At 62.1% G+C, this 14,162-nt stretch carries 14 protein-coding genes and 1 riboswitch; of the genes, 2 read left to right on the top strand and 12 right to left on the bottom strand.

Annotated features, from left to right (window positions below):
* The first annotated feature begins 30 nt into the window (after window positions 1–30).
* Together THIX_RS16260 and THIX_RS16255 are read left to right on the top strand one after the other, a co-directional pair.
* Window positions 31–1,290 (top strand): D-amino acid dehydrogenase, encoded by a 1,260-nt coding sequence (locus THIX_RS16260; RefSeq protein ID WP_112487004.1) that lies wholly within the window; start codon window positions 31–33, stop codon window positions 1,288–1,290.
* A 114-nt stretch (window positions 1,291–1,404) separates the two neighbouring features.
* Window positions 1,405–1,507, top strand: a riboswitch (TPP riboswitch).
* A 356-nt stretch (window positions 1,508–1,863) separates the two neighbouring features.
* Window positions 1,864–2,691 (top strand): thiazole synthase, encoded by an 828-nt coding sequence (locus tag THIX_RS16255; RefSeq protein WP_112487003.1) that lies wholly within the window; start codon window positions 1,864–1,866, stop codon window positions 2,689–2,691.
* A gap of 115 nt (window positions 2,692–2,806) precedes the next feature.
* Here THIX_RS16255 and ipdC read toward each other — a convergent pair whose 3' ends face one another.
* The 12 genes from ipdC to THIX_RS16185 all read right to left on the bottom strand — a co-directional run bounded on the left by ipdC (window position 2,807) and on the right by THIX_RS16185 (window position 14,009).
* Complete coding sequence (ipdC, locus tag THIX_RS16250; RefSeq protein WP_112487002.1) at window positions 2,807–4,444, bottom strand: indolepyruvate/phenylpyruvate decarboxylase; 1,638 nt, start codon at window positions 4,442–4,444, stop codon at window positions 2,807–2,809.
* Window positions 4,445–4,559: 115 nt separating this feature from the next.
* Window positions 4,560–4,967: an SCP2 domain-containing protein gene (locus THIX_RS16245; protein ID WP_233224601.1), complete on the bottom strand. Its 408-nt coding sequence runs from the start codon at window positions 4,965–4,967 to the stop codon at window positions 4,560–4,562.
* A 138-nt stretch (window positions 4,968–5,105) separates the two neighbouring features.
* Window positions 5,106–6,074: a U32 family peptidase gene (locus THIX_RS16240; RefSeq protein ID WP_112487001.1), complete on the bottom strand. Its 969-nt coding sequence runs from the start codon at window positions 6,072–6,074 to the stop codon at window positions 5,106–5,108.
* 34 nt (window positions 6,075–6,108) lie between these two features.
* Window positions 6,109–7,134, bottom strand: a complete 1,026-nt coding sequence (locus THIX_RS16235) for a peptidase U32 family protein (protein ID WP_233224600.1) — start codon at window positions 7,132–7,134, stop codon at window positions 6,109–6,111.
* A gap of 8 nt (window positions 7,135–7,142) precedes the next feature.
* Window positions 7,143–7,874: an anaerobic ribonucleoside-triphosphate reductase activating protein gene (locus THIX_RS16230; protein WP_112487000.1), complete on the bottom strand. Its 732-nt coding sequence runs from the start codon at window positions 7,872–7,874 to the stop codon at window positions 7,143–7,145.
* A 13-nt stretch (window positions 7,875–7,887) separates the two neighbouring features.
* Window positions 7,888–8,049, bottom strand: a complete 162-nt coding sequence (nrdD, locus tag THIX_RS16225) for an anaerobic ribonucleoside-triphosphate reductase (RefSeq protein ID WP_112486999.1) — start codon at window positions 8,047–8,049, stop codon at window positions 7,888–7,890.
* Window positions 8,050–8,120: 71 nt separating this feature from the next.
* Window positions 8,121–10,151, bottom strand: a complete 2,031-nt coding sequence (locus tag THIX_RS16220; protein WP_112486998.1) for a ribonucleoside triphosphate reductase — start codon at window positions 10,149–10,151, stop codon at window positions 8,121–8,123.
* Window positions 10,152–10,561: 410 nt separating this feature from the next.
* Entirely contained in the window at window positions 10,562–10,807 is a 246-nt protein-coding gene (locus tag THIX_RS16210) for a DUF3079 domain-containing protein (protein ID WP_112486996.1), read from the bottom strand.
* Between the two features lie 82 nt (window positions 10,808–10,889).
* Window positions 10,890–11,048, bottom strand: coding sequence for a DUF2249 domain-containing protein (locus tag THIX_RS16205; protein WP_256360012.1), 159 nt, complete (start codon window positions 11,046–11,048; stop codon window positions 10,890–10,892).
* A gap of 81 nt (window positions 11,049–11,129) precedes the next feature.
* Entirely contained in the window at window positions 11,130–11,534 is a 405-nt protein-coding gene (locus THIX_RS16200) for a hemerythrin domain-containing protein (protein WP_112488422.1), read from the bottom strand.
* A 1,073-nt stretch (window positions 11,535–12,607) separates the two neighbouring features.
* On the bottom strand, window positions 12,608–12,949 hold the full coding sequence (locus THIX_RS24960) for an EAL domain-containing protein (protein WP_112486993.1): 342 nt from the start codon (window positions 12,947–12,949) through the stop codon (window positions 12,608–12,610).
* Window positions 12,950–13,562: 613 nt separating this feature from the next.
* Window positions 13,563–14,009, bottom strand: a complete 447-nt coding sequence (locus THIX_RS16185) for a hypothetical protein (protein WP_146748590.1) — start codon at window positions 14,007–14,009, stop codon at window positions 13,563–13,565.
* Window positions 14,010–14,162 lie beyond the last annotated feature (153 nt).

The following is a 14,162-nucleotide window of genomic DNA, read 5'->3' as shown; positions in this document are numbered from 1 at the left end:
CTCGCAAGCAGATTTTCCTAGGGACATCCGATGAAAGTGATCGTTCTCGGCGCCGGTCTGATCGGCATCGCATCGGCGTACTTCCTGCGTCAGCAGGGTCACGAGGTCACGGTGGTCGACCGCCAGGCCAAACCAGCCGCGGAAACCAGCTTTGCCAACGGGGGCCAGATTTCCGTGAGCAACGCCGAGCCATGGGCCAACCCGAGTGCGCCATTACAACTGTTGAAGTGGCTCGGAAGGGCGGATGCTCCGCTGCGGTTCCGCTTGCGCATGGACCCGAGGCAGTGGCGCTGGGGCATGCAGTTCCTGGCGGAATGTCGACCGGGGCGTACGAGTCGCAATACGGCGCAGCTGATTCGCCTCGGCACCTACAGCCGTGAGGTGCTGCGGCAACTCCGCCAGGAGCGCGGTATCGCCTATGACCACCGCGCACAGGGCATTCTCCATTTCTACACAAGCCGCAAGGCATTTGAAAACGTGGCGATTGCTGCAGCCCGGATGCGTGCCTTGGGCTGTGATCGACGCGTCATTTCCGCCGACGAGGCCGTGCGCATCGAGCCCGCGCTGGGGCATACCGGCGCCAAGCTCGTCGGAGCCACGTTCACCGCCGAGGACGAGTCGGGAGATGCGAACTGTTTTGCCCGCGAGCTCGCCGGGCGCTGCGAAGACGACGGCGTGCAGTTCTTGATGAGCCACACCGTCACTGCGCTGCATGAAGCGGGAGGGCAGATCGACCACGTTGAGGCGACCGACGAGGATGGCCGCTTTCAATGCATACGCGGCGATGCCTACGTGCTCGCGATGGGAAGTACGAGCGCCTTGCTCGCCAAGCCGCTGGGCATCGAGCTTCCCATCTATCCGCTCAAGGGCTACTCGGTGACCATGCCGGTGAAGGACCCCGCGATGGCGCACCAGGTTTCGTTGAGCGACGATGCCTGCAAACTCGTGTTTTCGCGCCTTGGCAATCGCTTGCGCATCGCAGGTACGGCCGAGTTGAATGGCTATGAGCGAAACCTTGACCGTAAGCGCTGCGAGGCCATCCTCGAACGGGTCGAGGAACTCTTTCCGGGCGCGGGAGACGGCGCGCAAGCGCGGTTCTGGACCGGCCTGCGCCCGGCGACACCGGGCAACGTCCCCATCATCGGGCGCAGTCGCCTGCGCAATCTCTTTCTCAATACCGGCCACGGCAGCCTGGGCTGGACCCTGTCTTGCGGCTCAGGCAAGAGCATCGCGCGCATCATCAGCGGGCTCGAGCCAGAAGCCGATTTCTCGTTCGTCGGCGGCGCATAGCGCATTCGAGCAAACGACCTGGGGCCCCACTTGGTTGGGCGAATCTTGTGCGGTCTTCGACACGCGCATCGACGGCTGGTCGCATTGACGGCCATGCCGTCTTGTGCCAGAATTTCCACTGCTCCGGGGTGCACGAATCGACGCGCTGAGATGGTCAAACCAAACCCGCGAACTTGAACCGGTTAGTCCCGGCGGAAGGAGAGCTTGGATTCCAGGCTGGCGGCGCCCCGAAAGCGCCAGTCGCCTGGGGCACCCTCCGAACACTCAGTTGCATCACGATCGAAGGGGGCTTGACATGCATGCGGATGGCAGTTTGCTCACACACAGCTTGCCGACGTACAGCCCGACTCCCGCACAGCCCCAAACCTATCTTGCAAGCTCGCGCTCCGAGACGGCCGAGCGTGCATGCGCGGGCGAATGCTTGGCCCATGCCGCACGCCAGCGATGTCCGGGCGTTGGCACGACGCCACCACAGGCACGGCAGCCCGGCACCCCTGCGCAGGGTCGCTGTAGGCGACCTCATTCTCTTTTTTAGACCCACCGTCAGACTTGAACTGACAAAGGACTCAAGCCATGTATCGAGAATCAACGACTGGCGCTGACGCTGGTTGGAGTGTCGCGGGCGTCAAGCTCGAGAGCCGATTCCTGTTGGGCAGCGCCAGCTACCCATCGCCGCAGGCCCTGAGCGATTCGATTCGCGCCTCCGGCGCGCAGGTCGTGACCGTCGGTCTCAAACGGGTTCTTGCTGCGCAGGAAAGCGATGGCTTCGTCGCCGCCCTGCGCGAGACCCTGGAGACATGTGGCGCACGTTTGCTGCCCAATACCGCCGGGTGTTACAGCGCGCGCGATGCGATCGAAATGGCGCACATGGCACGCGAGCTCTATCAGACCCATTGGGTCAAGCTCGAAGTGATCGGCGAGGAGCACACCCTGCAGCCCGATCCCGTCGAACTCGTGGAAGCCGCGCGCGTGCTGGTGCGTGAGGGTTTTGTCGTCTGGCCCTACTGCACGGATGACCTGTTGACCTGTCGGCGCCTGCTTGACGCGGGCTGCGAGGTGCTGATGCCCTGGGGCGCGCCCATCGGTTCAGGACAGGGCTTGCTCAACCCGTTCGCACTGCGCACGCTGCGCGAACGTCTGCCGGATGCCACCCTGATCGTGGACGCCGGCCTCGGTACGCCTTCGCATGCCGCACAAGCCATGGAGATGGGGTTCGATGCCGTGCTGCTGTGCTCGGCGGTGTCGCGCTCGCGCGATCCGGTCGAGATGGCGCGAGCCTTCGCGCTGGCGATTGAGGCAGGACGCCGGGCTTGGCGAGCTGGCGCCATCGCCAAGCACGATCGCGCAATCCCGAGCACACCGACCGGCGCGAGATCCCAGAATCCTCGACCCTGCGTTTAGGCCTACGCTGAACAAGCCTCTCGTGCGCATCGCGGAGGTTTGTTCAGCATCGTCCAAGGCCAGGCCACCCGCGGCGCAGTGGTTCGGCAGCATGGCTTTGGCCGGTTGATGAGTTCTACCCAGCCGGTGCCGACAACCGCCGCACAGCGTGCACATACCGCTCCAGCGTTGGTGACAGCGCCCCCGGTGCCAGTCGAATGTCCAGCAACTGAAAACGTCCTCGCGTGGCATGGGCATGCTCGAGCGCATTTTTGAGTTCCAGGCGCGTGCGCACCACAACGCCGTCACCCCCCATGCCAGTCGCCATCGACGCAAAGTCCCACGTCGGCAATGCGGTGAAGCGAGCGCCAGGCTCGAACACCTGGAGCATTTCCCATGCCGAGTTATTGAAGACTAGAACGATGGGATCCCATCCATAGTGGCAGGCATTGCCCAATTCCCACCCTGTCATTTGAAAGGCACCGTCACCGACCAGAATGATGGGGCGCTGCCCCGTGGACGCCTGCAGGCCCAGCCCTGCCGGCACGCCATAGCCCATGGTCGCGTAGTAGCCTGGGGCGATGAGTTCGGTCGGCCCGATGTCCATGGCCGTGAACAGGCAATCCCCGACATCGCTGGCAAGCGGCATCGCGCCATGCCGTTGCATCAACGAGTTGACGGCAGCAGCAATGTCGAGCGGGTTGACTGGCGCGTCTTCAGCGTCTTCTGCGGGGAGTGAAAAAACCTCCGAGCGCTGTTCGGCCCGCTGGACCTGCGCGGCCGGTACCCGCTCCAGCAGGGCATCGATCAGCGCCGCGAGCGGTACGTCAGGGTAGACATGATGCCCCATCACCACACGACCCTCAAGCGCCTGGATGGCGTGCCGAAGATCGATGCGTTGGGCCGACACGGCAAAATTGGTGTCCGACACGATCACGCCGAGCAGCAGCAGCGCATCGGAGTTTTCAACCTCGGTGGCGATGGCCGGGTCTCCAGCCAGACCCAGATAGGTGCCGCGCAGAGGAACCTCGGCTCCGGTCAACAAACCGCGCCCCATGAAACTGGTCACCACGGGAATCCCCAGTCTGCGCGTGAGTTCGGCCACGCGGGATTCCAGCGCGTAGCGCCGCACTTCCACGCCAACCATCAGGACGGGGTGTTGTGCGCCTTGCAGGCGCGATAGCAGTTCATCGGCGCAGGTGGCCAGAGCCTCCGCATCATGCTTGGGCCAGGGGAGGGTGGGTACTGCCTCGCAGATCCGTCCAGGCATGTCCCGCGGTATCTCGATGTAGACGGGACGTGATGCGCGCAGTGCTGTGTCGAGCACCCGTGCAATGTGTTGCGGCGCGGTGGACGGATCATCCAACCTGGCACGATCGACGGTTATTTCCTGATAAATCTTCCACTGCGAATCCAGGGTCTTGACCTGATGGTGCAGCAGATAGCCGCTGGCGGCCTCGTGCGTGGCGGGTGCTCCGGAGATCACGACCACGGGGACACGTTCGGCGTAGGCGCCAGCCACGGCGTTGACCATGTTCAGTGCGCCGGCTCCATAGGTGACGGCCGCCACTCCCAAACCGCCGCGCAGGCGTGCGGCAGCATCCGCCGCGAAACCGACTCCTGGTTCGTGGGAAAGCGTGTAGAGGGGCAGGGCGGCGCAGCGCTCGAATTCGCGAAAAAGCGGTAGGGCAAAGTCGCCGGGAATCCCGAAAATTTCGGTAGCCCCTCGCTGTTTCAGGGCCTGCAGCAAGCGTGCGGTCAGTGTGGTCGTCATTTCCAGGCTCGTCGGGTTTGAAAGCGTTGCATGCACATGGCTGCCGTACCGATCGGTCGATACGCCAAGCCGGGTTCGACGGTTCGCGCAGGTTTCAGTCATCGCTTGCCGGTACTCAGCGCCATAAGGGGCCGATGGCATCGAGCGTGTTTTTCAACATCAACCCGAATTCGGTATCGCCTTCCATCACCAGTGCGCGCTCAAAAAACAGCCGGTCGGCATCGTCGATGCCTCGCACCAGGCGCCATAGGGACGCGCTCGTGCTGCGGATGGTGACCGCAGCGGGGTCATCGAGTGGCGCGACCCTGAACCCCTGAGCGTTCAGCCGCAAGCGAAGTCGCAGCCCAAGGTCTTCGAGATCCAGGCAAACCGCCCGCCCAGACCACGCCGAATGCGTCTCGGAATCCAGGTGCGGGAGCAAAACGCGATCAAGCAGGCGTGCCAGCGCAAACGATGGAGGTTGCATCGGCAACGCGCGAACGACTTGGCGCAACGGTTCGGGAATGGATGCGGCAATGTGCACGGCGGCACTCCCCAGGGCGTTCAGCCAACGGGCAGAAGCGCCCTGGGGAACGTCGCTCGAAATCGCGAAGTCATGCTTCGACATGGGCATGTTCAACATTCCTTGATGGAGTTCTGCCAGAGCAACGCCGCTTCGGCGTCAGGCACTGTTCAGAACAAATTGCATGCCGGGCTGGCGGTGGGCGTAACCATTGACCAAGGCGCCCGGCAAGCGCATCGCACGCAGGGTCGCCAGTGCGTCATCGGCCGATGCCCCCTGGTTGTAAACGGCGTCGAACTGCGCGAGCACTTCCATGAAGCCCTGGCTGCAAGGCGATAGCCGAAGGCGCGAGACGCCCGCCTGTTGCAGGGCCTGGGCCTCCCCGATCAGGGCTTGCACGCCGGCTGACTGAACCTGGGTTCCGTTCAAACAAAGGAAGGGTTGGCCCTCGCTGCTGCTGAGCAAGAGTCCGTCCGCATCATCAAGGCAGCGGAACGCACAGGAGTCCTTGTGCAAGTGATGATGCCGCGCGGTGAAGCATCGCGCCGAGAATGAAAGTGGCAGGCGCCCAAAAGCCCAAATCTCGGTGGGGATCTCGTCTCCACTGACCGCGCGCACCGGATTGCCCCTTGGGTTCACGCAGGCAATGGCATCCAGCGATTGCTCCGCTGGGGCAACCCATCGCCCTGCGCCCCAGGCGGCATGTTCCAAAAGCGCCTCCCGGCTGTAGATGTTGAGATGGGGGCCGAGAACAAAGGGCTGGAGATCACGCGGCCCACGCCGCGCCTGCACAAGGGCCTGGATGGCCGACACGTCACCGGCTTCGACCGCGAATTCATCCTGATTCACCAGATCGCGCACGGAGCGCAACTCGCTCTCGCTCATCACCAGGGCCTGAGAAGCCAGGATCACCTCTTTGCCCGCAGCCTGCAATTCACGCCCCAACGCCAGCCAGTCGGCGAGCTTCATCTCGTGCCGGCGCGAGCAGACGATCTCTCCCAGCACGACGGTATCCGCAGCGCTGTCAGCGACATGCTCGTAGAACTGCATCAACGCAGGTCTTGGCCACCAATACTGAACAGGGCCTACTGTCAATGCGAATCTTGGGGTGGTGACGAGGTCGGTCATGGCGTGTATCCATTGAGGGGGGCTGCGCGAGTTGCTAGCGCCAGGGCCGGTCATAGGCGCCAAGCGTGTGCTGCTGCCCTTCAGCCCACCGCGCAAGTTGCGCCGACCATGCCGGAAGCACCGCATAGCGATTGGGCGATACGGCCAGATCGATGGCGGCACGCCAAACCCGCGTGACCTCGGCGACATAGCTGGGGCTTCGCTGGCGGCCTTCGATCTTGATCGCCTTGACGCCGGCGTCGATCAATTGGGGCAGCAGCTCGAGCGTGTTCAAGCTGGTGGGCTCTTCAAGTGCGTAGTCGCGCACCCCGCCGACATCGAACCGGCCCTTGCACAGGGTTGGATAAGCCCGTGGCTCATCGGGCGCGTAGCGGTCGATCAGGACATCGTTCAGACGCGCTTCGACGGTGTCGCGGCGATCGACCCAGCGCACGGCTGAAGGTGGCGAACACACACCGGCATTGTTGGGCGACTGGCCGGTTGCGTAGGACGACAGCGCGCAGCGGCCCTCCACCATCACGCAAAGACTTCCAAATCCGAACACCTCGATGTCGACGCTGGTGTGCCGGATGACATGCGCCACTTGCGACAAGGTCAGGACGCGGGGTAGAACCGCGCGTTGAATGGCGTAGTGCTCACGGTAGAACTCGATCGCTGCGTAGGACGTCGCCGAGGCCTGCACGGATAGATGCAGGCGCATGTCCGGATGATGACGCCGCGCATGGGCCAGCACGGCAATATCGGCCACGATCAGAGCGTCGGCCCCGAGTTCGACTGCGCGATCAACCGCCCGAAACCAGGGCTTCGGATCTTGCCCTGCGGCGAAGGTGTTGAGTGCCATCAGGACCTGAGCGCCATGCCTGTGGGCATAGGCAACGCCGGCATGAATCTGTGCATCATCGAAGTTCAAACCTGCGAAGTTGCGCGCATTGGTGGCGCCGCGCAAACCCAGATAGACAGCATCTGCGCCTGCGTCCACTGCCATTTCCAGGGCTCGCAGGGAACCCGCTGGACAGACGAGTTCTGGTTGCCGCTTGGTCATCGAAATGGGGGATTCCATGAAGGATCTCAACGTTGATTCAGGAGGGGTGAAGGGAGGCGAAAGGCGTTGGCGTCATCCCCGCGTAGCTTGAAACCGGGCATCTGCAGGCCCTGGATTTGCTTGCTCAAACCGCCTCGATCCAGGCTTGATGGATGCGCCAGCGTTTGCCCAGGCAAGCGGCAGTCTTGCACCACCCATTGGCGCACGCCCCGATCGGCGAGCATCTTGCCCAGGGTCAACAGTTCTGCTTCGCTGAAGAGGCCCGCACGCCAGGTTGTGCGGCATTCGAAGGGTACGCCCGAAGCCAAAAGATGATCCAGGGATGTCCTTGCGCGGCGGCCGCTGCCTGGAGTGCCCGTGATCGTGTCGTAGCGGCTCCAGGGCGCCTTCACATCGAACCCCACCCAGTCGACCAGAGGGAGCAGCGTTGCGAGGCGCTGGGGATACATGCCGGCCGTGTGCAGCGCAATCTCGAAACCCAGGTCGCGCACTTGTTGCATGGCCTCGGCCAGCGCGGCTTGCAGCGTGGGTTCCCCTCCGGAAAAAACCACGCCGTTCAGCAACCCACGTCTGCGCTCCAGGAAGTTCAGCACGGACTCCCAGGGCGTGCCTACTGGAGCAGCAGCCTCAAGCAAGTGCGGGTTGTGGCAGTAACCGCAACGCCAAGGGCACCCCTGGCAGAAGATCACGGCGGCGAGCTTGCCGGGAAAATCAATACTGGTCAGGGCGGTGATCCCGCCCACACGCAACGCATCCATCCGTATTGGCGATTCAGATGTTCGGCATGCTCGGTTGCTCGGCGAAGAATCGTCGCTCCAGGTGTTCGCCCTGCTTGCCGATGTTGAAGCTCGACACCGGCCTGTGGTAGCCCATGACGCGAGTCCAGACCTCGCATGGCTGGCGCTCGTCATCGAGCAGTCGCGGCTGCATCATGTTGGGTTCAGTGGGTTGATAGGCATGTGACAAGGCAGTTCTCCAGAGTGGTTGTTGTGGCCGTGAAGGCCCTAGGCGGCAAGCAGGCCCTGTTTGCGCGCGAGGATTTCCTCATCGCACTTGGGGCAGAAAGGGTGTTCGCCCGACAGATACCCGTGCTTGGGGCAAATGGAAAAAGTGGGCGTGACGGTGATGTAGGGCAGGCGAAAGCGCGTCAGCGCGCGGCGTATCAACTCTTTGCATGCCGCGCCGCTGGACAGTTGCTCGCGCATGTAGAGATGGAGCACGGTGCCTCCGGTGTACCTGGACTGCAAGGGTTCCTGCCGCTCAAGGGCCTCGAACGGATCATCCGTGAAGCCCACTGGCAATTGCGACGAGTTCGTGTAATAGTGGTGCGCCGCCGTGCCAGCCTGAAGAATGTCCGGAAAGCGTTTGCGATCTTCTTTGGCGAAGCGGTAGGTGGTGCCTTCAGCGGGCGTAGCCTCCAAGTTGTAGAGATGTCCGGTCTCTTCCTGAAAGGCCACGATCCGGTTTCGGACATGGTCAAGAAGGCGCACGGCAAAGGCATGGCCCCAGGGCGTGGTGATGTCCTGCGTGTCGGCGGTGAAGTTGCGGATCAACTCGTTGATGCCGTTGACCCCCAGCGTCGAAAAATGGTTGCGCAGGGTGCCGAGATAGCGCTTGGTATACGGGAACAAGCCCTGGTCCATGAGGCGCTGGATGACCTTGCGTTTGATCTCCAGGCTTTGCTTGCCCATCTCCAGCAGGGCATCCAGTCGGCTGAGCAAACCCGACTCGTCGTCGCGGTGCTGATAACCGAGTCGAGCGCAATTGATCGTGACCACGCCGACGGAACCGGTCTGCTCCGCCGAGCCAAAGAGGCCATTGCCGCGCTTGAGGAGTTCGCGGAGATCGAGTTGCAAGCGGCAACACATGGACCGCACCATGTTGGGAGTGAGGTCGGAGTTGATGAAGTTCTGGAAGTAGGGCAGCCCGTACTTGGCAGTCATTTCGAACAGCCGCTGGGCATTCTCGGATTCCCACGGAAAATCTGCCGTGATGTTGTAGGTCGGGATCGGAAAGGTGAACACGCGCCCTTTGGCGTCACCGGCCGTCATGACATCGATATAGGCGCGGTTGATCAGATCCATCTCGACCTGCAACTCGCCGTAGGTGAAGGGCATCTCCTCGCCTCCGATCAGCGGAGTTTGGCCGCGCAAATCCTCGGGGCAAGTCCAATCGAAAGTGAGATTCGTGAATGGAGTCTGCGTTCCCCAACGGGAGGGAACGTTGAGGTTGTAGATCAGCTCCTGTATGCACTGCCGCACGGCGGGATAAGACATCCGATCCCGGCGCACAAAGGGCGCCATATAGGTATCGAAAGATGAGAAGGCCTGAGCGCCAGCCCATTCGTTCTGCAGGGTTCCCAGAAAATTGACGATTTGCCCAACGGCAGACGTCATGTGTCGTGGGGGTCCCGCCTCGACCTTGCCGGGGACACCATTGAGTCCCTCGTTCAGCAACGTGCGCAGTGACCATCCGGCGCAATAACCGGACAACATGTCGAGGTCGTGGATGTGGAGATCGGCGTTGCGGTGCGCCTCGCCGATCTCGGCGGGATAGACGTGCGAAAGCCAATAGTTGGCAGTCACCTTGCCCGCCACGTTCAGGATGAGCCCCCCCAAAGAATATCCCTGGTTGGCGTTCGCATTGACGCGCCAGTCGGCTCGACTGAGGTATTCATTCACCGAGCTTTCCACATCGACCAGAGCTTTGTAGTCTTGCCGCAGCTTGGCATGCTGCTCGCGATAAACGATGTAGGCGCGAGCACTCTTGAAGTAATTGGCTGCGATGAGCGCGTGCTCAACGACATCCTGGATCTGCTCGACGGCTGGCGCCTGATTGCCAAAGCGATGGATGAGGACTTTGACGGCATCGTCGCCAAGTGCCTGGGCTTCATCGGATCCGAACTCGCCAGTGGCTTCTCCGGCCCGGCGTAAGGCCGAAAAAATCTTCTGTGCGTTGAAGCTCACGCGAACGCCATTGCGCTTGATGACCTCGCGGGGAAGGCTCAGGTGGTGCTCTGCTGCTCGGTGGTTCATCTCTTTCTCCTGGCGACGCAAACACTATATCTAGCGTTTTATGGTCTTGTTAACTACTAGATGTAGTCATGACCTAGGTCAAGGAAGATCAAGATTTCGATGGCGGGTGCTGGAGCGCGGCGCAGCCATTCGCCCTTCCAACACTTGTCGGGAGTCGAGATGCATTGGGATGACGCGATGGGCACGGGCGGCGACAACATGCGCGGAGGCAGCTGTGCGCACGAGGGCAAACGCCTGGGGTTGGACGGCAAGACCACCGGCTGCCAGAAAACACCGGCATCGACGACAGGCAGATGGCAACCGTTTTTGCCGCTTCGACCCAAGGATTGGGCCATCAGCCCACGTGCCAGGCACACAGCACGGCTGGGCGATACAACGGCACAGCTTGATGCCGTCCTGGTTGGGCAGCCTCAAACAATGCCGCCAGAACGAGCTGCTGATGCATCCCGAACAGCAGGTTGTTCTGGTGATCCAGCATCACAGGCTGTCGCGGCGTCGAGGCCAAAATCGAGCCAGTCTTCCCCCAAAAGCTCGACGGGATGTTGCGTACGTTCCGAACCGTTCCCGCACCTCATGGAGTCCGCAGCACAGTACCTGTCGCATCCCCAGCAGATCCGCTCGGGGTGAATCGGATGGATCGGAAATTTTTTGGCCATGTCAGATCCCCTTCCCAAAAGCGAATGAAGCCATCGATGGTGCTCGGGATTTCTATTCGACCATAACAGTTCGTCCGGAGATTCAGGACTTCACGATCGAGAAGTTGATCAACACCCCGTCCGGTGACCGCGACTGATACGCAATGTGCAGCCGTTCGCCATGGCGCTGCTGGATTTGTGCAAGCAGCGGAAGCGGGTCATGGTCGTTGAAGAACTCCATGGTTTCACCGGGTTGCCGAATGCATCAATCCAGCGCTGCGTAGATTCGTGGATAGCGCGCCGCCCCCGTGGCTTGACCGGCCGTTGCGTCGGCGCGTTCGACTCAAGCCTGTGTTTCGACGAAAAGCCCTTTTTCTTCGCGTTCAAAATGATGTTCAAGCAGATGCTGGAACGGCAGGGTGGCGTCGAGCAGGGCCAAGCGTTCCTTGCCGTCGCTGACCTGGGCAGGCAAGGTAGAGAGTGCATTGCGCCATTCGGCGAGCATCGTTGAAAGCTTGCCGTGCTCGGCCAGGTAGACCTTCGCCGCCCATCGCGCGGAGGTCGGAAGTCTCGGAATCAAAGCGCGCTCCTCATGTGCGATATGGGTTTGCTGCTGTTCGTGCAAAGCCGCGAGCGCTTCGCGCGCTTGGGCAATGTCGCCGCCCAGCAGTGCCAATCGCGCCCGCTGCAGGACGCCGAGCATCTGCTCATGCTCCGCAACCAGATCATCATGCAGGGTCGTCGACATCTCGCTCTCCAATCGATGGCAGCGCAACATGGTATTTGGCGACATGACGCTGCTCAATATTTGATGACGACGTCACGCCGACCGTTCAAATATGCATTGATCTCGAATGTTTTGTGATCTGCGCTTTCACCGCATGGTTCGAGGTGATCACGAGCATCGTGCCCTTCCAACGCCTGAAGCCCTGGCTCGGTACCGTTTCGCTCCGCGCGCAATGGTTCATGGTCATCGCATCGACCTGCCTGAATTTTTCAAAGACGAGACTCCATCATGCAGCTCGATCATCTTGCGGGCTCGGCCTCTGTCGCCGGCTTCGAGGTGCCCCTGGAAATGCTTTCCGCTTGTCATGGGCGCGGTTGAGGCGCAGTGTGCAACCCGCAGTGTGCAACCCGCAGTGTGCAACCCGCAGTGTGCAACCCGCAGTGTGCAACCCGCAGTGTGCAACCCGCAGTGTGCAACCCGCAGTGTGCAACCTTTACGCCGCCTGCTCCCTCACGTGGTCACGTACGGAGCGGACCAAGACGCCCAATGGGCAGCTTCCAATTGGTTTGATTGTGCGACATCACGCGACGCTCGGCGCTGGACGTCACTGACACCGCCCGAAATCGGACCCGAAAAAGCATCAAGGCCCGACAGCTAGCGCTGTAAGGCCTTGATTTTCCTCTGTGTTTGGTGGCTCCCCGACCTGGGCTCGAACCAGGGACCTGCGGATTAACAGAGGACGTATCAGGCCTAACCCGGGGTGTCGCGCACCGACAGTCCCCAACAAAATCAATCACTTGGCCGACCCTAAACGTTACAGAACGTCACGGAGCGACCACCTCCGACAAGCTTTTCACTGACAAAATCACTGACAAGCCTGTCTTGCGGACTCCATGCTAGATGCGGTTGCGCCGTCCAGCAAGACTGACGCATCGGGGCCACGTCTGGCGTCGTCGGCACGACGCGGTCTGACCGGTTTAGCGGGCCCCTGCGGAATGCGTCGGCGCGGCAGACAACCTCGGCCCAGGAGCGCGCCAAAGAGCGCCGCGATTGCATCGGGCGTCCAAAGGTTCCGGAACCGAAAGCCCTCGGCTTTACCGCATCCGCGTTCCCCGAGCATGGCCAGAACGGCGGGAGCGCAAGGTCCTCGGCGAGGACCCGCAAGTCCAGGCCAAGGGCCATCCGAGGATGCGATGCATGATGGCACGGGCGGTGTCTCCATGCGGCACGAATGAACGGTCGATTTTCACCTGCGTGGCCCGAAAGTGCTTCAGGTACGTCAGGTTGGAATCGCCTGTGCCGACGTCGTCACTGGCGACGCGCACGCCCAGGGTCCGGACGGGCCGACAAGTGCGCCGCCGTTGGTGCGTGCGGGGCGGCCCAGCAGGCGTCGTGTGGCAAGGTCCCAGGCGTGACAAGGGGGCCGCGCACGGCATGGTCGAGGCGGATGTCGGGCGCAAGGGCGAAGACAGGACGCGTCGACCCGACCATGCGTGTTGGTCGCATGGCCATCAGGCCTATCCACACGGGACCGGGTCGCGGTGCCGATGTTCGAAACGGACCCTGGCTCACGGGTTGGGGTGTGGATGGCCATTGTCGGCAATCGCGGCGAAGACGGATTGTCCGAGCGCTCGCGCGGCTGGTCAGCCCACGAGATGTGCTGGGTGGGGCCAAGGGCGGGCGAATAAAAGCTGCATCCCCGTGACGAAGTAGGCATTCCGCGGTTTTTCTGCGTTGAGGCCTCGTGGCAAAAGGGTCGGGCTCGCCTAGGATGGACACCCTGAGAAGTATCCGATTGTTAACGTGTAGAGGCGGCTTGACACAGCAATGAGGCACTTGACCCCTTCCCCACGTGTGCTTGATAGGGTCGGGCTGCTCGCAGCCGGGGGGGCCATGGTCATTGCCGCGAGCGTCGTGCTGGGGTGGCTGACGCCGATGACGTTTCTGCTGTTGCACGTCACCTCCGGTCCTCCGACCGTGCTGTGGGTTGCCGCGACCAACCTCCTGGCCGCTGCTGTGGTGTTGACGCATGGGCGTTTGCCAAAGCCGTTACGCACCAAGGTTGTGGCCGCAGCTGGGGCCGCGATTGTCATGCTCAGCTTGCTTTCCCTGGTTGAGCTCCTCACGGGTTGGGATGTTGGCCTCGATTTCGTCTCCTTGCATGCCGCTGTGGAGTGGGCCAACGAACACCCGGGCCGCGCGTCCCCTTATGCGAGCGCGGCCATGCTGATGCTCGGTGTCGCCATGTTGAGCCTGGGCGTGCCAAAGCGGGTGTACGCACGGCTGGTGGCGCTCGTGGCCATTGTCGCGCTCGGTGGGGTCGGCCTTGGCGGGCTCGTGGTCTATGTTTTGCACATTGAGTTCCTGAACGTCCTGCCCCATCAAACGGGACTTGCCGCCACGACGGCCCTGGTGTTTGTGCTGCTCGGAATCGCGCTCCTCGTGGCGTGGACGCAAGCGGACCGGCCCGCTACGTTCGCCTTGTCCGACTTCCAAAAAATCAATCTCCTGGCCCTTGCCGCACTGACTCTCGTGGCGCTGGTCATTGGAATTGGCGCGCTGGCCATCATGCAGCGGCAGATGGTGTCACGTGAGCAAAGCTTCATGCTGAATCTGGTTCAGGCGCAAAGGCAGGCCATGGATGCGGCG

This window comes from Thiomonas sp. X19 (assembly GCF_900089495.1).
In the GTDB taxonomy this organism is placed as follows: Bacteria; Pseudomonadota; Gammaproteobacteria; order Burkholderiales; family Burkholderiaceae_C; genus Thiomonas_A.
The sequence above is the reverse complement of the archived record's forward strand: the minus strand, read 5'-3'. Positions and strand labels throughout refer to the sequence as shown.

What these genes read in the sequence shown, in the direction of transcription:
- THIX_RS16260 (WP_112487004.1), top strand. Translation starts at nt 31, where the DNA reads ATGAAAGTGATCGTTCTCGGCGCCGGTCTGATCGGCATCGCATCGGCG.
- THIX_RS16255 (WP_112487003.1), top strand. Translation starts at nt 1,864, where the DNA reads ATGTATCGAGAATCAACGACTGGCGCTGACGCTGGTTGGAGTGTCGCG.
- ipdC (WP_112487002.1), bottom strand. Translation starts at nt 4,444, where the DNA reads ATGACGACCACACTGACCGCACGCTTGCTGCAGGCCCTGAAACAGCGA.
- THIX_RS16240 (WP_112487001.1), bottom strand. Translation starts at nt 6,074, where the DNA reads ATGACCGACCTCGTCACCACCCCAAGATTCGCATTGACAGTAGGCCCT.
- THIX_RS16235 (WP_233224600.1), bottom strand. Translation starts at nt 7,134, where the DNA reads ATGGAATCCCCCATTTCGATGACCAAGCGGCAACCAGAACTCGTCTGT.
- THIX_RS16230 (WP_112487000.1), bottom strand. Translation starts at nt 7,874, where the DNA reads ATGGATGCGTTGCGTGTGGGCGGGATCACCGCCCTGACCAGTATTGAT.
- nrdD (WP_112486999.1), bottom strand. Translation starts at nt 8,049, where the DNA reads ATGATGCAGCCGCGACTGCTCGATGACGAGCGCCAGCCATGCGAGGTC.
- THIX_RS16220 (WP_112486998.1), bottom strand. Translation starts at nt 10,151, where the DNA reads ATGAACCACCGAGCAGCAGAGCACCACCTGAGCCTTCCCCGCGAGGTC.
- THIX_RS16210 (WP_112486996.1), bottom strand. Translation starts at nt 10,807, where the DNA reads ATGGCCAAAAAATTTCCGATCCATCCGATTCACCCCGAGCGGATCTGC.
- THIX_RS16200 (WP_112488422.1), bottom strand. Translation starts at nt 11,534, where the DNA reads ATGTCGACGACCCTGCATGATGATCTGGTTGCGGAGCATGAGCAGATG.
- THIX_RS24960 (WP_112486993.1), bottom strand. Translation starts at nt 12,949, where the DNA reads ATGCCGTGCGCGGCCCCCTTGTCACGCCTGGGACCTTGCCACACGACG.